The 23,417-nt window shown below is 65.9% G+C and carries 19 protein-coding genes; 4 read left to right on the forward strand and 15 right to left on the reverse strand.

Going from position 1 to position 23,417, the window contains the following annotated elements; all coding sequences use genetic code 11:
* Together ASG37_RS09355 and ASG37_RS09360 are read right to left on the reverse strand one after the other, a co-directional pair.
* Positions 1 to 428: nuclear transport factor 2 family protein (locus ASG37_RS09355; protein ID WP_055760396.1), on the reverse strand; the 428-nt coding region annotated here is incomplete at its 3' end.
* 13 nt (positions 429 to 441) lie between these two features.
* Positions 442 to 1,578 (reverse strand): serine hydrolase domain-containing protein, encoded by a 1,137-nt coding sequence (locus ASG37_RS09360; RefSeq protein ID WP_235532990.1) that lies wholly within the window; start codon positions 1,576 to 1,578, stop codon positions 442 to 444.
* Between the two features lie 393 nt (positions 1,579 to 1,971).
* On the opposite strand from ASG37_RS09360, the gene ASG37_RS09365 reads away from it, so the two are divergent.
* Entirely contained in the window at positions 1,972 to 2,994 is a 1,023-nt protein-coding gene (locus tag ASG37_RS09365) for an IS110 family transposase (RefSeq protein ID WP_055758857.1), read from the forward strand.
* An 836-nt stretch (positions 2,995 to 3,830) separates the two neighbouring features.
* Here the strand turns inward: ASG37_RS09365 and paoC (ASG37_RS09370) are convergent.
* The 10 genes from paoC (ASG37_RS09370) to ASG37_RS09415 all read right to left on the reverse strand — a co-directional run bounded on the left by paoC (ASG37_RS09370) (position 3,831) and on the right by ASG37_RS09415 (position 16,266).
* A complete protein-coding gene (gene paoC, locus ASG37_RS09370; protein WP_055758862.1) occupies positions 3,831 to 6,041 on the reverse strand; it encodes an aldehyde oxidoreductase molybdenum-binding subunit PaoC in 2,211 nt (736 codons plus the stop codon).
* On the reverse strand, positions 6,038 to 6,646 hold the full coding sequence (locus tag ASG37_RS09375) for a cysteine hydrolase family protein (protein ID WP_055758864.1): 609 nt from the start codon (positions 6,644 to 6,646) through the stop codon (positions 6,038 to 6,040). The genes paoC (ASG37_RS09370) and ASG37_RS09375 overlap by 4 nt, the downstream gene beginning before the upstream one ends.
* 36 nt (positions 6,647 to 6,682) lie before the next feature.
* Complete coding sequence (paoC, locus tag ASG37_RS09380; RefSeq protein ID WP_055758867.1) at positions 6,683 to 8,890, reverse strand: aldehyde oxidoreductase molybdenum-binding subunit PaoC; 2,208 nt, start codon at positions 8,888 to 8,890, stop codon at positions 6,683 to 6,685.
* A gap of 4 nt (positions 8,891 to 8,894) precedes the next feature.
* On the reverse strand, positions 8,895 to 9,845 hold the full coding sequence (locus ASG37_RS09385) for an FAD binding domain-containing protein (RefSeq protein WP_055758870.1): 951 nt from the start codon (positions 9,843 to 9,845) through the stop codon (positions 8,895 to 8,897).
* The gene (paoA, locus tag ASG37_RS09390; protein WP_055758873.1) at positions 9,842 to 10,480 is read right to left on the reverse strand and encodes an aldehyde dehydrogenase iron-sulfur subunit PaoA; all 639 of its coding nucleotides are present in this window, start codon (positions 10,478 to 10,480) and stop codon (positions 9,842 to 9,844) included. Before paoA ends, ASG37_RS09385 begins: the two co-directional genes overlap by 4 nt.
* Positions 10,481 to 10,654: 174 nt before the next feature.
* Positions 10,655 to 11,164, reverse strand: a complete 510-nt coding sequence (locus ASG37_RS09395) for a cyclophilin-like fold protein (RefSeq protein ID WP_200909733.1) — start codon at positions 11,162 to 11,164, stop codon at positions 10,655 to 10,657.
* A gap of 90 nt (positions 11,165 to 11,254) precedes the next feature.
* Positions 11,255 to 11,776 (reverse strand): cupin domain-containing protein, encoded by a 522-nt coding sequence (locus ASG37_RS09400; RefSeq protein WP_321163615.1) that lies wholly within the window; start codon positions 11,774 to 11,776, stop codon positions 11,255 to 11,257.
* A 56-nt stretch (positions 11,777 to 11,832) separates the two neighbouring features.
* Entirely contained in the window at positions 11,833 to 13,047 is a 1,215-nt protein-coding gene (locus ASG37_RS09405; RefSeq protein WP_055758876.1) for an MFS transporter, read from the reverse strand.
* A 118-nt stretch (positions 13,048 to 13,165) separates the two neighbouring features.
* Positions 13,166 to 14,074, reverse strand: a complete 909-nt coding sequence (locus ASG37_RS09410) for a LysR family transcriptional regulator (protein ID WP_055760409.1) — start codon at positions 14,072 to 14,074, stop codon at positions 13,166 to 13,168.
* Positions 14,075 to 14,301: 227 nt separating this feature from the next.
* Entirely contained in the window at positions 14,302 to 16,266 is a 1,965-nt protein-coding gene (locus tag ASG37_RS09415; protein ID WP_055758879.1) for a glycoside hydrolase family 127 protein, read from the reverse strand.
* A gap of 367 nt (positions 16,267 to 16,633) precedes the next feature.
* Here ASG37_RS09415 and ASG37_RS09420 point away from each other — a divergent pair, with 367 nt between their 5' ends.
* On the forward strand, positions 16,634 to 17,155 hold the full coding sequence (locus ASG37_RS09420; RefSeq protein ID WP_055758881.1) for a hypothetical protein: 522 nt from the start codon (positions 16,634 to 16,636) through the stop codon (positions 17,153 to 17,155).
* Positions 17,152 to 17,685 (forward strand): hypothetical protein, encoded by a 534-nt coding sequence (locus ASG37_RS09425; RefSeq protein ID WP_055758883.1) that lies wholly within the window; start codon positions 17,152 to 17,154, stop codon positions 17,683 to 17,685. The genes ASG37_RS09420 and ASG37_RS09425 overlap by 4 nt, the downstream gene beginning before the upstream one ends.
* 315 nt (positions 17,686 to 18,000) lie before the next feature.
* On the opposite strand, the gene ASG37_RS09430 is transcribed toward ASG37_RS09425, so the two are convergent.
* From ASG37_RS09430 to ASG37_RS09440, 3 genes are all read right to left on the reverse strand, one after another.
* Positions 18,001 to 18,783, reverse strand: coding sequence for a formate/nitrite transporter family protein (locus ASG37_RS09430; RefSeq protein WP_055758885.1), 783 nt, complete (start codon positions 18,781 to 18,783; stop codon positions 18,001 to 18,003).
* 238 nt (positions 18,784 to 19,021) lie between these two features.
* Positions 19,022 to 20,812 carry an IlvD/Edd family dehydratase gene (locus ASG37_RS09435; protein ID WP_055758888.1) on the reverse strand — a complete coding sequence of 597 codons (1,791 nt, stop codon included), beginning with the start codon at positions 20,810 to 20,812 and terminating at the stop codon, positions 19,022 to 19,024.
* Positions 20,813 to 20,829: 17 nt separating this feature from the next.
* The gene (locus ASG37_RS09440) at positions 20,830 to 21,960 is read right to left on the reverse strand and encodes an aldose epimerase family protein (RefSeq protein WP_055758892.1); all 1,131 of its coding nucleotides are present in this window, start codon (positions 21,958 to 21,960) and stop codon (positions 20,830 to 20,832) included.
* A 136-nt stretch (positions 21,961 to 22,096) separates the two neighbouring features.
* Between ASG37_RS09440 and ASG37_RS09445 the strand changes: the two genes are divergently transcribed.
* Positions 22,097 to 23,413 (forward strand): sugar MFS transporter, encoded by a 1,317-nt coding sequence (locus tag ASG37_RS09445; RefSeq protein WP_055758895.1) that lies wholly within the window; start codon positions 22,097 to 22,099, stop codon positions 23,411 to 23,413.
* The last annotated feature ends 4 nt before the right edge of the window (positions 23,414 to 23,417 follow it).

The raw sequence follows: 23,417 nt of genomic DNA on the forward strand, positions 1-23,417 counted from the left end.
CCGTAACTGAGGACGCTGGTGATCCGCCAGGTGCCATCCTGCTTCGCCCAGACCATAACGAACTTGGCGATCCCTTCGCATCGTCCTGTCGCCAGTTCACAGAAGCGGTGTTCGCCTTCCTCGATCGCGCCGTAATCCTTGATCGGATAGACGCGGAACGTCGCCGGGATCAGCTCGCGCTTCACCTTTCCGCAGATGTATTTGCGGACGCCGTCCACCATCGCATCACGCTCGAACGTCGCGCCGCCAGTGTCGTGGTAGAAGGCGACCTTCGGATCGAAATAGCCGGAGAAGGTCGGCAGGTCGCAGCGATTGTAGGCGTCGAACACCTTCGCATCGAGCGCGCCGATCTCCGTCGTCAACGGATCGGCCGGGGGCGGCACGGGTGTCGCCAGCAGCGCTGCGGCAACGGCGATGGCGGTCATCATGGCTTTGGTCCCGTCAGTTCATCTGGCCGCGTAAGAAAGCGATCAGCTTCGGATCGCTGCCGGTGCGTTCGAGGATGGGCAGGATGATCCGCCACCCGTTGTCGCTGTTGGTCAGGATGACGATGCCGTCACCGCTCGCGCGATCGATCGCGGCGAAGGTGAACGCCCCTGCATCCTTGCCGGTGTGGAGCATCGTCGTGCCATCGGGAAAGCCAAGGAGCTGCCAGCCGAGGCCAAAGCCGGTCCAGGGCGGACAGCTGGCCGCCTTCGTTCCGGCACATATTTCAGGCGTCAGGTCGGCCTGCGATTTGCTGCGCTCCGCCGCTAAAGACGTGACCAAGCCCCGGTCGTTGCGGGCATCGATGAGGAAGCGCGCATAATCACGCGCGGTCGCATGCGCCAGATCGGCAGCATTGTATCGCGTCACCTGCTCGACGGGCAGCGGCTTGCCTGCGTCGTCGTATGGCACGGCGATCGGCACCGTCTCGCCTTGCGCCGACACATAGCCCGAGGCGCGCATATTGGCGGGGGCGAACAGCCAGCGATCAGCAAGCGTCTCGAACGATTGCCCGGTGCGGTGCTCGGCGTAGCGCGCCGCGTATTGATATCCCTCGCCCGAATAGCCGATCGTCGTGCCGGGATCATGATCGAACGCCAGCCCCTTCGCATCGCGCCAGTTCGGCAACCCGGTGCGATGGCTCAGCGCCATGCGGACCGTCAGCTTCATCCGCCGGGGATCGCGCGACAGGTCGGGGTCGCTCCAGTAGCGATCCATCGGCTCGTCGAGCGACAGCTTGCCGGCCGACACCAGTCGCAGGATGACCTCCGCCGTGAGCGGCTTCGTCAGCGAGGCGAGATTGTAGGGCGTGGAGGCAGTCGCCGCGCGGTTCGGCCCCGCCATGCCCCAAGCCCCGATCGAGACGATCCCAGGGCCTGCCAGTCGACGTCTTCTCCCGGCTCCACGAACCAGTCGCAGGATGACCTCCGCCGTGAGCGGCTTCGTCAGCGAGGCGAGATTGTAGGGCGTGGAGGCAGTCGCCGCGCGGTTCGGCCCCGCCATGCCCCACGCTCCAGCAGACACAATCCGTCCGTCGCGGATCAGGGCGATCGACGCGCTCTCCACGCGCTGTTCGCGGAGGGTTGTAGTCATATCCGGGAGCGTGAAGTTCGTTCTGGCGTTCGCCACTGAGGCGGAAGCCACCAGCACGCCCAAACCGCCGTAAACTGCCTGCTTCAGCACACTGACTGTATTACTCATATGCAACAGCTAGCGGTGTATGAGCGTGGCCGCAATCTGGATCGTATCACCCATCGAGGTGACGGACATGAGAACCGCGGTAGCATTTTCGAAATGCCACCCTTTTCTAGAAGCTCTCGGGTCGGCGAGCAGGTCGAAGGCTCAGCTCCTCCTCCGCGACCAACATGAACGGATGGCCGAAAGCGGGGAGCTGAAAAGATGCCGCGAACGACCGGATATGATGACGTGGACGGCTCTCCAACCCTCTCGCAGAATGATCTGCGGAGAGCCGGAAGGAGAGTCACTGTGGGGAACGTCACGACTGTAGGTCTCGATATCGCGAAGAACGTGTTTCAGGTGCACGGCGTTAACGCTGAAGGTGCGGCGGTGGTCCGGCAGCGGTTGAGCCGCGGGCGCATGCTAAAGTTCTTCGCCAAGCTGCCGCCATGTCTGGTCGGCATCGAGGCGTGCGCAACCTCGCACTACTGCGCGCGCGAGCTTGTCGCGCTCGGTCATGACGTGAAGCTTATGCCGGCGCAGTACGTGAAGCCGTACGTCAAGCGCGGTAAGAACGATGCAGCCGATGCCGAGGCGATCTGCGAGGCGGTGACACGGCCGACGATGCGCTTCGTCGGCATCAAGTCGCCCGAGCAGCAGAGCGCGATGATGCTGCATCGTGTCCGCCTGATCCTCAACCGCCAGCGGACGCAGCTGTCGAATGCGATGCGAGCGCACTTGGCCGAGTTCGGGATTGCAGCGCCGATCGGGAGGAACGGTATCGAGCAGCTCCTCGACGTAATTGCCGACCCGACCGACAATCGAGTGCCGGCCGATGCACGGTTCTGTCTGGAGATGCTGGCGGCTCAGTTGCGCATCGTAAAAGAACAGATCCTTGAGAACGACCGCCGCATCTTGGCCAGCGCGCGCGAGACCGAGCTTGGCCGTCGGCTGATGGAGATACCCGGCGTGGGCCCACTGCTCGCCAGCGCCATCGTCGCCACCGTGCCTGACCCGGCAATCTTCCGTTCGGGCCGTAACCTGGCTGCCTGGATCGGGCTGGTACCGCGGCAGAACTCGAGCGGTGGCAAAGAGCGGCTCGGCGGCATAACCAAGGCCGGGCACCAGTATCTGCGCCAGATGCTGATCGTCGGCGCCATGGCGGTAGTGCGCTTTGCCGAGCGGAACGGAGCCAAACGGCCGTGGCTTGTCCAGCTACTTGCCCGGCGGAAGACGAAGGTCGCGGCGGTCGCGCTCGCCAACAAGAACGCCCGCATGATCTGGGCGATGATGGCCAGCGGCGAACGGTATCGGGAGCCGCAGGTCGCGTAATTAGGATACGGAGCGGGCAACCGCGCCGCACGAGGTTGGAAAGGGCGAACAGGAGCTAATGCAACAAGCCGGTTGAACCGCCGGATCGGGAAAACCCACAATGACCCAAGCACCTCGAGTGCGCGGATGTGATCGGGACCCGAGACGCGCGAATGGCATTACGGCCAGCGGCTACATGTCGCACCAACAGGTCGGACACATGGCCGCACCAACCAGCAATGCTAGGCGAATGTCGTACTTGCCAACGGAGGGCCGTCCACACATGGGTCAATCGCCACCGCCTGGAAGACGATACGTGTTGACCTCGGTAAACCGTCCCTCTCACCCGCGGGGCAGCGAAATTATCCAATAATTTGAGTGCCCATCTTTGTCGTCTAAAGGGCACCACTAACTAAAACCGCGCAAATGCTCGGTTTCGTGAGACCCCATAGAGGACTGTCTGAGAACTGCGCGCACGGTTGCCGCAGCGAGCACGCCGCCGCTGTGTGAGATCGGCAAAGGCGCTTTCACCGTCTGGGCCTTTGAAATCGCCGCTACGCGCTACCGGGTCTGTGGTTCACTTCGCGAAAGCAGGCATGGTGTTGCCGCTGCAGTGCAGACAATGACGATCCATGCGAACGCCTTCATCGGCGTACCGGGGAGCGCGACGGTCCCCTTGCTGCCTAACGTTGCGCCGGTTTCGCCGGATCGATGTGTCGCGCCTGTAGCGTCTGTTTAAGAATCTCGCGTAAATCGAGGCGATCCGAGAGGCTGATCGTCGCGCAAAAAGGCGCCGAGCGATACTGACGATCCTATTATCTCTTTCAGCCGATAATCGCGACAGAATGCGATAGGCGCTAAGCTATCTCTGGGAGCCCATCGAGGTGCTTCTCCAGCGTTACCGGATAGTCACGAACCCGCACGCCGGTCGCGTTGTAGACGGCGTTGGCAATCGCGGGCGCCACGCCCGACAATCCGAGTTCGCCAACGCCCTTCGCCTTGATCGGCGACATCGTTGCATCGACCTCTTCGATGAAATGCGCGTCCAGGTGCGGGACGTCGGCGTGGACGGGCACTTCGTAGCCGGCGAGGTCGTGATTGACGAAGAAGCCGAAGCGGGTGTCGACCGCCATCTCCTCCATCAGCGCGGCACCGATTCCCATCGTCATGCCGCCGACCACCTGGCTACGCGCGGTCATGGGGTTCAGGATACGTCCGGCGGCGCAGACCGCCAGCATCCGCCGGACACGGACGATGCCGGTATAGGCGTCCACCGCGACCTCGGCAAAATGCGCGCCGACGGTCTGCTGTGCATAGCGACTGGCGAGATCGCCATATTCCATCGCGTCCTCGGCGACGATGTCGCCGTCCCTCGCGGCGTCGGCCAGCGGCACTGACCGGCCCGCCGAGACGACCTGCCCGTCCGCGAACGTCACGTCCGCGGTGTTGAAGCCCAGCCGCTGCGCGACCAGCGCGCGCAGTTTCGCGCAGGCGGCATAGACCCCCGCGGTCGCCGATGCCGCGCCCGCCTGACCGCCCGAACCGGGGGTGACCGGGAACGTGGAATCGCCCAGCCTCGCGGTGACGCGGTCGAGCGGTACGCCCATCATCTCGGCGGCGGTCTGAGCCACGATCGTGTAGCTGCCCTGGCCGATGTCGGTCATGTCGGTTTCGACCGTGACGTGGCCGTCCTTGCCGAGCCGCACGCGTGCGCCCGCCTTCATAATCGGCGCACCGCGGATTGCACTCGCCATGCCCATGCCGATCAGCCACTTGCCGTCGCGCCGACTGCCCGGCTTCACCTGCCGCGCGCCCCAACCAAACTTTTCCGCGCCTTCGGTCAGGCACTGGATGAACGGCCTGGTCGAGAAGCGGCGCTCGGGCTTTTCGGGGTCGACCTGGGTGTCGTTGGCGATGCGCAGCGCGACGGGGTCCATGCCCAGCTTTTCTGCCAGCTCGTCCATCGCCACTTCCAGCGCCATCATCCCCGGCGCCTCGCCCGGCGCGCGCATCGCATTGCCCTCCGCCAGGTCGAGCGTCGCGAGATAACGGCGCAGCAGGCGGTTCTCGCCCGCGTACATCAGCCGGGTGGGAAGCGTGCACGGCTCGGTCCGGCCGCCGGGCAGATTGCCGGACCAGCAGTCGTGGCCGATGGCGAGCAGCCGCCCGTCCTTCGCCGCGCCCAGCCGGACTCGCTGAATCGTCCTGGGGCGATGAATGGTGTTGTTGAACATGATCGTGCGTTGCAGCACCACCTTTACGGGACGGCCCGTCACCCGCGCCGCGATCGCGGCGAGCGCGAGATCGCTCTGCGTCGTGCCTTTGCCGCCGAAGCCGCCACCGATGAAGGCGGAGTGGAGGCGGATCTTGTCCCTCGGCGTCCCGATGATGAGGCCAAGGTCGCGGCATCCCCAGTCCATCGACTGGATCGCGGTCCAGCAGGTCAGCCGGTCGCCGTCCCAGCGCGCGATGGTGGCGTGCGGCTCCATCATCGCATGGGCCTGATCGGGAACGGCGTAGGTTTCGTCCACCCTGACCGGAGCATCCGCGAACGCGGCGGCGAAGGCACCGACCGAAACCTCGGACGCGCCGCCGAACGGCTCCTGCGCCGCGATCGGGGCCGATGGCTTCTGCGCGACGAGATCGAACTGGCCCTTGGCCCGCGCGTAATCGACGCGGACCAATGCGGCGGCGGCGCGTGCCTGTTCGAACGTGTCGGCGACGACGACGGCCACCGCCTGGTGATAATGATCGACCATCGGCCCCGCCAGGACGCGCTGCACGTAGAACTTGCCGACGCCGACGGGGCCGGCATTCTCGTGCGTGACGACCGCACGGACGCCGGGTGCGGCGCGGGCGGCGGCGGTGTCGATCGCGGTGATCCGACCCTTCGCGATCGCCGCGCCCAAGATATAGCCATAGGCCGCATCGGGCGCGGCATCGTGATGCTCGGCGGCGTAGCGCGCGGTGCCGGTTGTCTTGAGCGGCCCTTCCACGCGCGGATGGGCTCGGCCGACCACGTCCAGCCGGTCGATCGGCGTCGTGTCGGCGGGGGTGTCGAACTTCATGGCGTCGTCTCCAGTTCGGCCAGGAAGGCGTCGTGCGTCAGCGGGCGGGAGAACATCGGGAAGGTTTTCGTCACCGACGCCGCCTGTTCCTCCGCGCTCAGCGTGGCGGTGCAATCGGTCAGCGTCACGACGCGGAACCCGCGCTCATAGGCGGAGCGCATCGTCGATTCGACGCAGCAGTTGGTCAGGAAACCGGCGATCGCCAGATCGGTGATGCCGCGCTGGCGCAGGATGAAGTCGATGTTGGTGCTGGCGAAGCAGTCAAGGCCGCGTTTGCCCTCGATCACGATGTCGCCGTCGACGGGGGCCATCGCGGCGGCGATCTCCGCACCCCAGCTGCCCTTGCGGAACGCCTGCGCCTGCACGATCCCGGCGAGGATGCCGTAAGCGTCGGCGGGGATCTCGGGATAGCCATCGGCAAAACCGATCGGCGCGTGCATCACGGTGACGCCGCGATCGCGGGCGGCGGTTGCGACCGCGCGGCTGTGCGCCAGCATGTCGGTGTCGGCCATCACCGCCTTCACCGCATCATGCTGGGCGCCGCCTTCGCTCACGAAGTCGTTCTGATACTCGATCAGCAAGAGGGCGGTCTTTTCGGGTGTCATCTTGCATTCTCCCATTTGGCCCGTTCCGAAGGTGGCTCACGCCACCGCCGGCAACCGGTCGAGATGCTTGTCGAGGGTCAGCGGATAATCGCGCAGGCGCACGCCGGTCGCGTTGTACATGGCATTGGCGACCGCCGCGCCGACGCCGCACAGGCCGAGTTCGCCGATACCCTTGGCCTTCATCGGATTGGCCTTGTCGTCGGCCTCATCGAGGAAGATCACCTCCTGGTGCGGGATGTCGGCATGGACCGGCACCTCGTAGCTGGCGAGATCGTGGTTGACGAAGAAGCCGAAGCGCCTGTCGACCGCCAGTTCCTCCATTAGCGCCGACCCGACGCCCATCGTCATCGCGCCGATCACCTGGCTGCGCGCCGTCTGCGGATTGATGATCCGCCCTGCGGCGCACACCGCCAGCATCCGGCGCAGCCGGGTCGCGCCGGTGTACATGTCCACGCCGACCTCGACGAAATGCGCGCCGAACGTAGACAACTGCCATGTCTTGTCGAGCGTGCCGAACTCGATCTTGTCCTCGGCCACCAGTTCCCCTGCGGCGGCGGCGCGACTCAGGTCTGCGGACCGGTTGCCGCTGGTTACCTTGCCGCCCTCGAACACCGCATCGGCCGAATTATAGCCGAACCGCTGGGCGACGGCCTCGCGCAGCTTGACGCAGGCGGCATAGACGCCCGCGGTCGCATTGGCCGCACCGAACTGGCCGCCCGATCCGGCGGAAACCGGAAAGGCGGAACTGCCGAGTTTCACGACGACCGAGTCGAGCGGCACGCCCATCATCTCCGCGGCGGTCTGCGCGATAATCGTGTAGCTGCCGGTGCCGATGTCGGTCATGTCGGTCTCGACCGTGACGACGCCGTCCCGGCCCAACCGGACGCGCGCGCCCGATGGCATGTTCATGTGATTGCGGAAGGCGGAGGCGACACCCATGCCGATCAGCCACTTACCGTCGCGGACCTGTGCCGGCTTCGCATTGCGACGCGACCAGCCGAACTGCTGCGCGCCTTCGGTCAGACAGCGGACGAGCTGGCGCTGCGAGAAACGCCGCTTGGGGTCCTTGGGGTCTACCTGCGTGTCGTTCTTTACGCGAAAGGCGATCGGATCCATGCGGAGCTTCTCGGCCATCTCGTCCATCGCAACTTCCAGCGCCATCAGGCCCGGGGCCTCACCCGGCGCGCGCATCGCATTGCCCTCGGGCAGGTCGAGCACGGCAAGCCGCATCGACGTCAGCCGATTGGCACCCGCATAGAGCAGCTGCGTCTGCAGCACCGCGGCTTCGGGACCGCCGTTCGGCTGATCCCCCGAACCGCTTTCATGCGCGATCGCGGTGATCGTCCCGTCCCGGGTCGCACCGATGCGGATGCGCTGGCGCGTGGCGGGGCGATGCGTCGTGTTGTTGGCCATGAACGGCCGGCTCATCGCAACCTTCACCGGGCGACCGGCAGCCTTCGCGCCAAGCGCCGCCAGCACCGCATCGCTGCGCAGGAACAGTTTCCCGCCAAAACCGCCACCGACATAGGGCGACAGAAACGTCACCTTGTCCTTCGACATGTTCAACGTGGTGGCGAGATCGGTGCGGCCCCAGTCGATCATCTGGTTCGACGTCCACACCGTCAGCGCGTCGCCGTTCCACGCGGCGATCGATGCGAACGGCTCCATCATCGCATGGCTGTGATCCGGCGTGGTGTATTCGGCATCGAGCTTGACCGGCGCTGATGCGAAGGTCGTCTCGAACGTGCCGACCCGGTCTTCGCCCTTGCCGGGCTTCTCCGCATCGGTCAGCGGGGCCGTCTTCAACGCGGCGTCGAGGTCGAATCGGCCCTTCCCGCGGGCATAATCGACGCGGACGAGGCCGGCCGCTGCGCGCGCCTGTTCGAACGTCTCGGCGACCACGACCGCGACCGCCTGATGATAATGATCGACATCGGGTCCGGCCAGCAACTTGACGGTGTTGTACTTGCCCTTGCCAAGCTTGCCCACGTCGGCCGCCGTCACGATCGCAATCACGCCGGGCGCAGCCTTGGCGGTGGCCGTGTCAATCGCGTTGATGCGTCCCTTGGCGACGGCGGCACCGACGACATAACCGTACGCGGCGTTCTCGATCTCGCCGTGACGTTCATAGGCGTAGGGTGCCAGACCGGTGGTCTTGAGCGGACCGTCGATCCGGGTCTGCGCACGTCCGACGACCCTCATCCGGTCGATCGGGTTGGCGGCGGCGGGTGTTTCGAACTTCATGAGCCTATGCCTTCGCTTCGGCGAGGACCGAGGCAAGCGCGCGGGTGGCAAGCGGCAGCTTGAACGCATTGTCCTTGGTCGGCGTCGCGCCCTGGAACGCGCGCGCGGTCACGGCGGCGGCACCGCGTGGCAGCAACGCATCCGCCGCCTCGACACGCCACGGCTTCGGCGCCACGCCGCCGAACGCGACACGCCCGGTGCCGTCGGCCTGAATCACCGCCGCGACCGATACCAGCGCATAGGCGTAGGACGCGCGGTCGCGTACCTTCTCGTAGAAATGCTTGCCGCCAATCGGTCGGGGCAGGGTCACTGCGGTGATCAGCTCGCCCTGCTTCAGCACGGTATCCTGCTGGGGCGTGTTGCCCCACAGCCGATGGAAGTCGGCGATCGGGATCGAGCGGCGCTGGCCGGTCGCGTCGACCGTCTCGATCACCGCGTCGAGCACGCGCATCGCCACTGCCATGTCGCCCGGGAACGTCGCGATGCAGCTGTCGCTGACGCCGATCACGCCCAACTGGCGCGAATAGCCGCCGATCGCGGCGCATCCCGAACCCGGCTTACGCTTGTTGCACGCCATGTTGGTGTCGTAGAAATAGGGGCAGCGTGTCCGCTGGAGCAAATTGCCCGCGGTCGACGCCTTGTTGCGCAACTGGCCCGAGGCGCCCGCGACGATCGCGCGGGTCAGAACGCCGTAGTCGCGGCGGATGCGCTCGTCGGCGGCGAGATTGGTATTGGTCACCAGTGCGCCGATGCGGAGACCGCCGTCAGCGGTCGCCTCGATCTTGTCGAAGCCGAGATCCTGCACGTCGACCAGATGCGTTGGCGTCTCCACCTCGATCTTCATCAGGTCGAGCAGGTTTGTCCCGCCCGCGATGAACTTGGCGGTCGGATTGCCTGCAACTGCGAGGGCCGCCGCCCCGGCATCCTTGGCGCGTTCGTAGGTGAAGGCCCTCATGCGTCTGCTCCCGCGACTTCGGCCATCGCATCGGCGATGTTGGAATAGGCTCCGCAGCGACAGATGTTACCGCTCATCCGCTCGCGCATCTCGATGTTCGTCGCGGTCGGCTTCGCATTCAGGTCACGCTGTACGTGACTAGGCACGCCGCGCTTGATCTCGTCGAGCATCGCAACGGCGGAGCAGATCTGGCCGGGGGTGCAATAGCCGCACTGGTAGCCGTCGTGCTTGATGAAGGCCGCCTGCATCGGATGCAGCTTGTCCGGTTTGCCCAGGCCCTCGATCGTAGTGATCTCGTTGCCGTCGTGCATGACCGCCAGGCTCAGGCAGGAATTGATGCGCACGCCATCGACCATCACGGTGCAGGCACCGCACTGGCCATGATCGCAGCCCTTCTTGGTGCCCGTCAGCTGCAGATGCTCGCGCAGCGCGTCGAGCAGGGTCGTGCGCGGATCAAGATCCATTTCCCGCTTTTCACCGTTGACCACGAATCGCACGGGCAAGGTCGGAGAGGCCTGCGGCTGGGGCGGTGATGCGGCGAGCGCGCTTCCCGGTGAAGCGACGACCACGGCAGTCGCCGCGCTGCCAGCTAGCAGACCGCGTCGTGAAAGCTCAATTTCTGATGTGTGGGGCATGGATTTTGCGCTCCTTTCGCCCCAACGGGCACCTGCGATAGAATTTCGATCCGCGTCATTGCCGTGGGACCATCTTAACGCGTCAACCGCCGCTGTAGTGCGTGCGCAATATTCAACGAGGTGATGAGTGCTGCTCACCGTCGTATGCGACGACGAAGACGGTCGACCTGACGCTCAACTGCGCTCCTTTATCTGCAACGTGACCGGCCCGGGCGTATCGAACATGCTTACGTCGCCGTTGACCCGGCCGAGGACGACGATCCCGGGCGATGGAACGCGGCCATTCCGGTAATAGATGACGAAATCATTCGTGCCCCAGAGCCCGATCGTTCCAGCCGAGAAGTCGGTCTGCCGCGGCCCCCCGGGCAAAAGGGCGGGCAACGGTCCGGTCTTCTCCTGTCGGAGATGGTCGCGCATCTCGACGGTGAGCGGGAGCCTCGCCAGCAGCGCCCGAGTGGCGGGGCTATCGACGAGGTCGGCAGTGATCCGGCCTCGTTCGGAGGATATCACGATGCCTCCGCCAACGACCGCACGCGTCGCCGGCGAAGTATCGCTGTCGCCGTTCGCCACCGCAACGTCTCCATTACTTGTGCTGGCTGCATCACCGGGGTGGTCCTCGGCGGCGCACCCGGATGCCAGACTGCCCGTCATGATTAGCATTGCCATCTTGATCCCGGTTTTCACTTTCGCCGCCTTCCACAAATGCGTTTGCGGGCATCTTCACTCGGCTGATGGATGCCGGATCGACCTCGGCACCCATCGCTCCTGCGGAGTTCACGGCTTGCCGCTGTCCGTGCCGGGACCGGCGCGATATTGCGCGTCGGTCACCTGCTCCATCCACTTGACCGGCGAGCCGTTCAGCGATTCCTGGATCGCGATATGGGTCATCGCCTGCGTGGGGGTGGCGCCGTGCCAGTGCTTGCGATCGGGCGGACACCACAGCACGTCGCCCGCCTGAAACTCGATCGTCGGACCGCCTTCGACCTGCGTCCACCCGACCCCTTCCGTCACGATCAGCGTCTGACCGAGTGGATGGGTATGCCACGCGGTACGAGCGCCGGGCTCGAAATGGACCGTCGCGCCGCCGACCCGGGAGGGCGAGGGACGCTGGAACTGCCCGCTGATGGTCACCTTGCCGGTGAAATACTCCGGCGAGCCGTCGGTCGTTTTTTGATCGGCCTTGCGCGTGACTTCCATGGTGGATCTCCTGTCCTGGGCCTGAGCAGAGTGCGAAATGGTCATGGTCATGATTGCCAGCATTACGCCGCGGATGGTCGTCGAATCGATGGTCTTCATTGCGTCATCGCCCTTGCGAAAATTGTTGCTGTGGAAGGGTGCTCGGTCGGTGTGCATCAGAACGTTGCCGTGGATGACCGGTCGGTGGTCCTGCTTCCGGCGTGGCCGAGCAAAGCCGAGCCAAGCAGAACCAGCGCCGCGGCAAGGAAGGTGGCGCTTGGTCCGAAAGCATCGAACAGCAAGCCACCCCCGGCGGCCCCCAGCGTGATCGCGAGCTGCACCACGGCCACCATCAGCCCGCCCGCCGCTTCCGCATCCTCGGGCAGCGTGCGGCTCAGCCATGTCCACCAGGCCACCGGCAGCGCGGTGCCGACGAAGCCCCACGCGCCCAGCAGCAGAGCGACGGCGACGGGGATAGAACCAAGCGCGATCAGGGCGAATGCGATCCCCGCCATGATGACCGGAGCCGCGACCAACGTAACCGACAGGTTCCAGGCGACGAAGCGGCCGATCAGCCAGGTGCCCGCAAGGCCTGCCGCGCCCATGCCGAGCAGCATGGCCGAGAGGAGCGAGACGCTGACGCCCGTGACCTGCTCGAGGAACGGACGAAGATAAGTGAACAGCGCGAACTGCCCCATGAACAGCAGGCCGACCGCCCCCATGCCGATCCGCGCTTCGGGCCGACGCAGCACACCGAGCGAACCGGTCGCACCGGATGCGCGATTGGGCGCCATCGACGGCAGCGTCGCCCATTGCCACGCGAACGTCGCGACGGCGAGCGGAACGACGATGAAGAATGCGCTGCGCCAGCCGATATACTGGCCCAGGAAGCTGCCGAGTGGGGCGGCGATCGTCGTAGCCAGCGCATTGCCGCCGTTCAGCAAGGCCAGTCCCTTGGGAACTTGTTCGGTCGGCACTAGGCGCATGACCGTCGCCGTCGACATCGACCAGAACCCGCCGATGGCGATGCCCAGCAGCGCGCGACCCGCGACCAGTACGAGGTAGGTCGGCGCGAATGCCACCGTCAGTCCGGAGACCAGCATCAACAGGGTCAGACCGAGCAGCAGATGGCGCCGGTCGATACCCGCTGCCAGTGACGCGATCGTCAGGCTGGTCACGACCGCGAAGATCCCGGACACTGAAATCGCCTGTCCGGCCGCCCCTTCGGTGACGCGCAGGTCGGCCGCGATCGGCGTCAGGATGCTTACCGGCATGAACTCGGACGCGATCAGCGTCGACACGCATAAGGTGAGCGCCAGGACCGCACCCCAGCGCGCCGTTGATGCCGCCGGCGGGAGATGCCGGGCGTCGGTGTTTGCCATACTGGTCATGCCTGTGTCCCTCTGGTCCTGTCGGGCCTTCGAGACACGATTATGGGGGCGGGAGCGGCACAGGGTTAGCGGGTGTCTGATCCATGCCACGATGAGCAAGGCTCATCATTGCGACCGGTCATGACCCGAGCGGATGGATTTCCCTGATGAGCTCGATGAGCAGGCGAAGCCCCGTCGGCACCTGTCGCCGGCCCGAATAATAGATATGAAAACCCTGACCGGTCGACACCCAGTCCTCAAGGACGGCGTGCAACTCGCCGCTGTTCACGAGTGATGCGACCGTGGGTTCGGGAAGATACGCTAACCCGACGCCGCGCCGGACGAGGCTCAGCCCGAACTGGGTTTCATCGAAAGTGATCGGCCCCGGAACATCCAGCTCGAACGTCTCGCCTTCCTTGTCGAACTCCCAATGATAGATGCTGCCGTCGCCCAGGCGGATCCGTAGGCAGCGATGGTCCTTCAGGTGAAGCGGATGCGTGGGGACACCGTGCCTCGCCAGATAGGCTGGCGAGCCGACGACGACCCAATGGATATCAGGCGACAGTCTTTGAGCGATCATGTCCTCGGGGACGGTGCCGCCATAACGAATGCCGGCATCAGCCCCTTCCGAGATGACATCGACCAGATGGTTGGTGACGGCCACGTCGATCTGGATCTCGGGATACCGCTCCACGAAGATCGGCAGGACCGGACCCAGCAGCAGCGTGGCGGCATGTTCGAGGATGTTCAGGCGGATGCGACCGGAGGGCTCGTCACGGTAGCGGTTGAGGGCCTCCGCGGCGGATCCGATTGCCTCGAACGGCTCGACGATCTTGCCCAGAAGCTCCTCTCCCGCGGCCGTCAGCGTGACGCTTCGGTTGGTCCGGTTCAGCAGCCTGACGCCCAGCCGGGTTTCGAGGCCCTTGAGCGAATGGCTTAGCGCCGACGCGCTGACACCAAGATCAAGCCCGGCACGCCGAAAGCTGCGATGGTTGGCGATCGCGAGGAAATAGCTGAAATCGGCGAGGTCGGTGCGGCTGATCTTCATGGCCGCATTCTGCTCGCTATGCCCATTGGTGGCAATTTCGTCCGGCGATCGGCGGGAATCGTCCTGCGAAAACCGCCGTCGCGTCAGCATATCCTAGCCGCAGCCCCTACATTCGCCCGGCCCGGCGATCCACGAGGCCTTCATCTTCGGCCGTCCCTCGGGACGCAAATTCTCCAATGATCTGAGTGCCCAGTTTTGTCTCCTGTGGGGCACCACTCTCCCCTACATCACGCGGCTTCGCCGCTCCCGCCCAGTTTCCAGTAGGTCGCATAGCGTTCGTGCGCGATGCGGTGGTAGGGGATCAGCCGCACCGGCGCACCGTCGGCGGCGGGGATCGTGAATTCCAGCGCCCCCGGGCCGGGGCGGATCGCCGCGACCAGTGCGTCTGGATCGCCGGCAAGGACCGGGACCGCGACCGGCGTGTCGTTATACTCGCCATATCTGCGTTCGTTGACGATGATGTCCGCGCCGGGCGCAAGACCCTGCCGCCCGAGCGCTCCGGCCAGCACCAGCGGGCCATGAGTGAAGGCGACGATGTCGGGCGCGGTCGGCGCGACATGGACGGCGGAGCGCATGACCAGGCGCAGTTCGACCTCGTCGCCTTTGCGCCACGTCCGCCGCACGTCGATATAGCGGCCGGGCATGGTCGAGCGGACCGCCTCGACACCGTTGACCAGCACGGTGGCGGTGGCGCTCCATTGCGGATGGCGCAGTTTCAGCGTGGCATCGACCGGGCGGGGCGAGGACCAGCGCAGTCGCGTGTCGGCGGTATCGGGAAACTGCGTGACCTGCGTCACCACCGCGTCCTTCGCCTGCCAGCGCACCGTCGAGGGGATGAACAGGTTCACATAGAGTGCGTCGTCACCCTGGAAATAGATCGAGTCGCGATATTTGACATGGTTTTCCATGCCGGTGCCGGTGCAGCACCAGAACGAGTCCTCCGGCGTGTGATAGAGCTTCATGTAGCCCGGCCGCGCGCCCTGGAAATAGGTCGCCATGCCGCTGTCGGGGTCCTGCGAGGCGAGGATGCCGTTGTAGAGCGTGCGTTCGTAATAATCGGCATAGGCGACCTGCGGATCGTGCAGGAACAGCGCGCGGGTGAGGCGCAGCATGTTGTGCTGGCAACAGGTTTCCGATGCCTTGGCCGAAAAGACATGGTCGGCGATGTCGGCGGCGGCGAAGAAATGTTCGTTGTCGCCATGCCCGCCGGTCACGAACGACCGGGTCTGCGCGACGGTGCGCCAGAAGAAGGTCGCGGCGCTGGCATACTCGGCCTTGCCGGTCACTTCCCACAGGCGGTGATAGCCGATGATCTTGGGGATCTGCGTGTTGGCGTGCAGCCCGTCGAGATGATCGCGTTCCTTCGCCAGCGGCGCGAGGATCGCCTTTTGCGCGAAGCGTTCGGCGGTAGTGCGATAGTCGGCGTTGCCGGTCATGACATAGAGGTCGGCGAAGATCTCGCTCATGCCGCCGTGTTCGGTTTCCAGCATCGTTTCGACCTGCGCATCGCCCATCGGCCGGGTGGCGACGACCGCCCAGTCGGCGAAGCGCAACAGCACCGCGCGGGCGCCTGCGCTGTCGGCCAGCAGCGCGGCGTCACGCAGGCCGGCATAGAGTTTGTGCAGCGTGTACCACGGCACGCCGGTGATCGGATCGCCGCGCAGATGGGCGGCGATCAGTGCCGCGCCGCCCGGAAAGGCGCAGACGAGGCCGGAGTTCGCCGCCTGCTGGCACGCCGCCAGCTCGCGCGCGATATGGTCGATCCGGTGGCGATAGTCGGTGTCGCCGGTCGAGCGCCACGCCAGCGCGCAGCCCGACAGATAATGGCCCAGCGTATGGCCATGGCAGTTGATTTCGGCCCACGCCGGTTCGGATTCCCAGCCGCCATAGACCGGTGCCCTGGGGGCGAGGCCCGCGTTCCTGCGGAAATTGTGGAGCATCCGGTCGGGCACGAGCGACCGGAGATAGGCTTCGGTCTTGTGCTGCGCGTGGAGGAACGGGCTGTCGGCCAGCGTCACGTCGGCGAGGTCGAATGGCCGTAGCTTCGCCACCGGACCCTGCATCGTTGCGGGAGGTGGCGCTGCGACGGCCTGTCCGGCGGTGGTCAGAAGCGGACCGGCGGCCAGCGCGCCGCTCCCCGCATGCTTCAGGAACGCGCGACGTGACGCGCCGGTGCAGCAGGAGTCGGCCAATCCACTATCCTTCACCCAAGTATGTTATTTTGTCCGACTAATATCATGCCACGCTTCCCGGCAAAAGATGGCGAACGACCGGTGGCGTCGGAGCCGCCGAACGGTCCCAAGCCGGATCGGCATTCGGCTCTTCCGGTGCAGTCCGTCGTCGAAAACACCACCTTCCTTCGTCACCCCGGACGTGTTCCGGGGTCCACCTGGCCGCGAACGCTGTCGCAAGTGCTTCGAACGGCATCGATCGCTGCACCGTGGACCCCGGAACGAGTCCGGGGTGACGGAAATGGTCTTTGCTGGCGTCACGGCCGGCTGAATGTCGATCGGCCCTAAGCGGTTGAGGGGGCGGGACGCTTCGCCCATAAGGGTCGCCATGCGTATCCTGTTGCCCTTCGCTCCGCTCGTCCTGCTCGCCGCCTGCGTGCCGCCCGCCGCGCCGCCGGCGGCGATGCCCGATCCCGTTCCGCCGGTACGACCAGTGGCGGTCGTCGCGCCGCCGCCTGTCGCCGGCGACTGGCGCGATGATGCGGTGACGCCGGGCGACTGGCAGTATCGTGGTCTGGGCAACGGATCGGTCGCGACCTATGGCGCGCGCGGCGGTGCTACCCTTGCGACGCTGCGCTGCGACGCGGGCGCCGGTCAGGTGACGCTGATGCTGGCGAGCAGCCGTCCCGCCCCCGGCACGATCACGATCCGCACGTCGAGCACCCAGCGCAGCATGGCCGTGCGGCCGGTCGCGGGCGGCGTGGCGCTGACGCTGCCCGCCGGCGACCGGCTGCTCGATGCGATCGGGTTCAGCCGGGGCCGGTTCGTGATCGAAGGGGCGGGCGTCGGCCGGCTGGTGCTGCCGGCATGGGCCGAGATCCTGCGCGTGACCGAGGACTGCCGCCGGTGAAGACCGGCACGGCGTCTGCGCTGGCGCTGCTGCTCGCCGCCTGTTCGGGCGAGCCGACGCCCGCGCCATCGCCGACGCCGACCCCTGTCGCGACGCCGACCGTCATCGCCAGCGCGCGAACGCTGGCTCCCGGCGAATTGCCTACGCCCGAACTCGACGGTGCGGCACCGCTTGCCGGAACATGGCGGTTTCAGGCATCGGCCAGTGGCAGCGCCGCGCGCTACGACAGCGGCGAGGCGCTTCGCTTCGCGGTCCGCTGCGATTCCCAGGCGCGGCGAATCGTCTTCGTGGCGGCGGGGGAGGGCAGCGCGATCCGCCTGTTCACCCCCGATGCCGCCGCGACCTTCCCGGCCAAGCGGATCGACGGCACGCTGGAGGCGGCGGTGACGACCGGACAGACCTTCCTCGACGCGCTGGCCAAGGCACGAACGATCGGAGTCGGCGGTGGCGACGGCCCGATCGGGCGGCTGCCCGGCGACCGGTCGATCGGCGATGTCGTGGCGCGCTGCCGTCCCGGCGGCGGGCGATGATCGGTGCAGCATGCGCGTAATTCAAGGCTTGTAACCATCGCGGCAATGGCACACATTCGGCGCGCGCTACCAGTCGGGGCGTAACGGCTTTAACTAGCGAAAGGAGGTGATCCGATGTCTCATGGTTCAGCAGTGGGTTCGGTTCAGTTCGTTCGGGAGACGCGCCGCTAGGCACAACGGATCGTGCGGGGAGTATCCTCTCCCAGCCAACGCACGGTTCGGCCACAGGCGGTTCGCATGGTCTCCCGGGCTGGAACTTCCGGCCGCTGACCATGCTTGAGGTCGTCGGGTGTCGAGAGACCCCGGCGGCCTCTTTCATGTCGGCGTACCCTGACGCAGCTTGCGATGCCCCGCCGCCAGTACGATCGCGACCACCGATCCGCCGAGGATGTTGCCGAGCGTCGCCAGCGCGACGTTGAACGCCGCCGCGCCGATCGGCACCGCCTGCGGATCGATGCCCCAGGCGATCGGCAGCAGCGACATGTTCGCCACCGAATGTTCGAACCCCGCCGCGACGAACAGCGCGACCGGCCCGATCACGGCCGCGATCTTGCCGCCGATCGACTTGGCACCCGTCGCCATCCATACGCCAAGACACACCAGCATGTTGGCGAGCATGCCCGAGGCGATCAGCTCGACCCAGTCCTTGCCGAGCTTGGTGGTCGCGGTCTTGAGCGCCGCCGCGCCGACCGCGCCGTCGATCGCTTGCGGCCCGCCCGCCGCCACGAACAAGGCGGCGACCGCGATGCTGCCGACCAGATTGGCGATCCACACCACGCTCCAGTCGCGCAGCGTCTCGCCGATGGAAAGCCGGTCCTGCGCGGCGGGCAGGACGAACATGGTATTGCCGGTGAACAACTGTGTCCCCGTCACCATCACCAGCATCAGCCCGACCGAAAAGGCGACGCCCGACAGCAACTGCACCGCGCCACCGGGCGTGCCGCCAGCCTGCGCCACCAGATAGCCGATACTGCCGAAACCGATCTGCGCGCCCGCCGCAATCCCGAGCAGCGCCATCGCGCCGAGCGGCGGCCGGGTCTTGGCCAGCATCGCATCGTCGATCGTATCGGCCAGTTCGGCGGCGGTGGTATCGGCCATGGAACGCTCCCATCGGTTTGGGAACGTAACGATGCCGAGGGGTGTCGGGGTCCGCCACACGAAAAACGGCGCGGTTCGTGTCGAACCGCGCCGTCTGTTTTGCCGGAAATGATCCATCGACCTTGCAACAACCGTCATCCCAGCGAAGGCTGGGATCTCCTGGCCGTGGCGCGCGACAAGAACCGCTTGAGGCCCCAGCCTTCGCTGGGGCGACGTTTCCGTTCAGGTGGATCAGAGTCTAGTGATTGTCGCGCGGCAGGCCCTGCGTCTGGGCGATGCGCTGATACGCTTCGGCCCCTTCCAGAATCGCACCGGTCGACATCTGGCCGACCACCGAACGCTGGATTTCCTGCCATGGCGTCTGCGATGCCGGATAGCGATACCCGCCAGCGGCTTCCAGCTCCTGACGGCGAACCGCCAGTTCCTCGTCCGACAGCAGCACGTCGGCGCTGCCCTTGCCCAGATCGATCCGCACTCGGTCGCCGGTGCGCAGCAGCGCGAGGCCACCGCCCGCCGCCGCTTCGGGGGATGCGTTCAGGATCGATGGGCTGCCCGACGTCCCCGACTGACGCCCGTCGCCGATGCACGGCAGCGCGCTGACGCCCTCGGTGATGAGATACGCCGGCGGCCGCATGTTCACGACCTCGGCCGCGCCGGGATAGCCGATCGGCCCGGCACCGCGCATGAACATCAAGGTTTCGGGGGTGATGCCGAGCGCGGGATCGTCGATCCGGTGGTGATAATCCTCCGGCCCATCGAACACGACCGCCGGCCCCTCGAACGCTTCGGGGTCGTTCGGGTTGGAGAGATAGCGCTGGCGGAATTCGGGGCCGATCACGCTGGTCTTCATCACCGCCGCGTCGAACAGATTGCCCTTGAGGACGATGAACCCGGCCTCTTCCTTGAGCGGCTGGTCGAACGGGCGGATGACCTTTTCATCCTCGATGGTGGCCGAACGGCAATTCTCGCCGATCGTCTTGCCGTTCACCGTCATCGCATCTTCCGCGATCAGGCCCTGACCCATCAACTGGTTGATGACCGCCGGCACGCCGCCCGCGCGGTAATAATCCTCGCCGAGATATTCGCCGGCGGGTTGCAGGTTCACCAGCAGCGGAATCTTGTGCCCCTGCTCCTGCCAATCCTCGATCGGCAGGTCGATGCCGGTGTGCCGGGCGAGCGCCGCCAGATGGATCGGCGCGTTGGTCGATCCGCCGATCGCCGAATTGACCTTGATCGCGTTGTGGAATGCGTCGCGCGTCAGAATGTCCGACGGCTTCAAATCCTCGCGCACCATGTCGACGATGCGTTTGCCGGTGTGGTACGCGATCTCCTGCCGGTCGCGATACGGCGCGGGGATCGCCGCCGATCCGGGGAGCTGCATGCCGAGCGCCTCGGCCAGCGAGTTCATCGTCGTCGCCGTGCCCATTGTGTTGCAATAGCCGGTCGAGGGCGCCGAGGACGAGACGAGGCGGATGAACTCCTTGTTGTCGATCTCGCCCGCCGCCAGCATCTGGCGCGCCTTCCACACGATCGTGCCCGAGCCGGTGCGCTCGCCCTTGTGCCAGCCGTTGAGCATGGGACCGACCGACAACGCGATCGCCGGGATGTTGACCGTGGCGGCGGCCATCAAGCACGCCGGCGTCGTCTTGTCGCAACCGATCGTCAGCACCACGCCGTCGAGCGGATAGCCGTACAGCACCTCGACGAGGCCGAGGTACGCAAGGTTACGGTCGAGGCCGGCGGTCGGCCGCTTGCCGGTTTCCTGAATCGGATGGACCGGGAATTCGAGCACGATCCCGCCCGCCTCGCGGATGCCCTCGCGCAGCCGTTCGGCCAGCACGAGGTGATGGCGGTTGCAGGGCGAAAGGTCGCTGCCGGTCTGGGCGATGCCGATGATCGGCTTGCCCGACTGCAATTCCTCCTGGCTCAGCCCGAAGTTCAGATAGCGCTCGATATACAGCGCGGTCATGTCGATATTGTCGGGGTTGTCGAACCAGGCGCGGCTGCGCAGGGGGGGCATGTCGGTCATCGAGCGGAGCTTTCGGATCAGCGGGTCGTGGAAAGGCGATAGATCATGACGTGGCGGTACGGCTTGCCCGGATCGACCCGGGCCGAGGCGAAGGTCGGCTGGTTGGGCGAATCGGGGAATTTCTGCGGTTCCAGTGCGATGCCGTCACCCATGCGATACAGATGCCCCTGCTTGCCGACATAAGTGCCGTCAAGGAAGTTGCCGGTATAGAACTGGATGCCCGGTTCGGTCGACAATACTTCGAGCACCCGGCCGCTGAGGCCGTCCTCCAGCCGCGCAGCCAGCTCGGGCGTGGGCGTCGGCCCCTTGTCGAGCACGAAATTATGGTCGTAGCCCTGACCCAGCCGGATCTGTTCGTCGCGTCCGTCGCGGATGCCGTCGGCGATCAGCCGGGGTTTGGTGAAATCGAACACCGTGCCGTGGACCGGGCGGATCTGGCCGGTCGGGATCAGCCGCGCGTCGACGGGGGTGTAGCTGCCCGCCGGGACGGTCAGCCGGTGCTGTTCGGTGCCGCCGGGCGCGCCTTCACCGCTCAGGTTGAAGATCGCGTGGTTCGTCATGTTGACGATCGTCGGCTTGGTCGTCGCCGCGTCGAACGCGATGGTCAGGTCGCCGGCATCGTTCAGCGAATAGGTGACGGCGGTGGTCAACTGCCCCGGATAGCCCTGATCGCCATCGGCGCTGACCAGCGTCAGCTTCACCGACGCGGTCGCCCCGGACTTCACGTCGGCCACCTGCCACACGCGCTTGTCGAACCCCTGGGTTCCGCCGTGGAGCGAGTTGGTCTTGTCGTTCTGCGTCAGTTGATAGCTGCGCCCGTCGAGGCTGAACTTGCCGCCGGCGATCCGGTTGGCATAGCGCCCGACGCTCACCCCGAAATAATTGGGGCGCGATTCATAGGTCGCGACATCGTCATAGCCGAGCACCACGTCGGCGCGCTTGCCGGCGCGGTCGGGGGCGACCAGCGATTGCAGCGTCGCGCCATAGGACAGGATGCGCGCCGACACGCCCTTTGCGTTGGTCAGCACGATCGCCTCGATGGCGGTGCCGTCCTTCAACCGCCCGGCGGCTTCGCGTTTCGCATCGGCGGCCTGCGCCGAACTGATCGTCGCCGCGACCGCCACCGTGGCCAGAGCCCACCGTTTCATTGCTTCCATCTCCCCTCCGCCGCGACCGTTGACGCGGTGCCTTCCGCCATATAGTCAGACAAAAACGTTTAGGGCAAGCGGGTGTCGCCTACCGACGCCGGCCATTGTCATATAAATAAGGGGAGTTTGCGACAAGATGCCGGCACCGATCACTTCCGCGCGCGGTGTGACCGCCGCGCCGCCGGGGGGCAACTACACCTCGGCGCTGACGCTGCTCGCCAGCCTGTTCTTCATGTGGGGCTTCATCACGGTCATCAACAACACGCTGCTGCCGCATCTGCGCAGCGTGTTCGACCTGAACTATACCCAGACCACGCTGATCGAAAGCGTGTGGTTCATCGCCTATTTCTTCGCGTCGATCCCGTCGGCCAAGCTGATCGAGCGGATCGGCTATCAGAAATCGCTGGTCATCGGATTGCTGGTGATGGCGGCGGGTGCGGCGGGCATGGTGCTGGCCGCCAGCCTGCCGTCGTACGGTGTCACGCTGGTGATGCTGTTCGTGATCGCCAGCGGCATCACGCTGCTGCAGGTCGCGGCCAACCCCTATGTCGCGGTGATCGGCCCATCGGCCACCGCCTCGTCGCGGCTCAATCTGGTGCAGGCGATGAACTCGGCCGGCACCATGCTCGCCCCGCTGTTCGGTGCGTATCTGATCCTCGGCCGGTCGAAGGGCGGCACGGCGGAGGCGGGCACGGTGCTGACGCAGGCCGAACGGATGGCCGACGCGCAGTCGGTGATCCTGCCCTATGTGCTGGTCACGATCGTGCTGGTCGTGCTGGCGGTCATCATCGCGCGCTTCCCGCTCCCCGCGATGGGATCGTCCACCAGCCGCGTCGCCAAGGAAGAGCGCCGGAAGCATTCGCTGTGGAACCACCGCAACCTCGTGTTCGGCGTGCCCGCGATCTTCATCTACCTGATCGCCGAGATCGGCGTAGCCAACCTGTTCGTGAACTTCGTCAGCCAGCCCGACATCGCCAACGTCACCAACGAACTCGCCGGGCGCTATCTGACGCTGTTGTGGGGCGGGATGATGATCGGTCGTTTCGTCGGCAGCTTCGTGATGCAGAAGGTCGACGCGGCCAAGGTGCTGGCGCTGTTCTCGATCGGCGCGTTCGTCGTGATGCTGGGTGCCACCTTCCTGAACGGTCCGGCCGCGATGTGGTCGCTGATCCTCGTCGGGCTGTTCCATTCGATCATGTTCCCGACGATTTTTACGCTCGGCATCAAGGGGCTGGGGCCGCTGACCGAGGAAGGCTCGGGGCTGCTCATCATGGCGATCGCCGGCGGCGCGCTGGTGGTGGTGCAGGGCTGGCTGGCCGATAAATACGGCCTGCAATGGTCGTTCCTGCTGACCGCCGCGTGCGAACTCTACATCCTGTCCTACGCATTGTGGGGATCGAAGGTGACGAACCCGATCGCCGATGTTCCCGCCGATACCGACGTCTTCAAGTAAGGAA

It is taken from the genome of Sphingomonas sp. Leaf407 (genome assembly GCF_001425385.1).
Taxonomy (GTDB): Bacteria; Pseudomonadota; Alphaproteobacteria; order Sphingomonadales; family Sphingomonadaceae; genus Sphingomonas.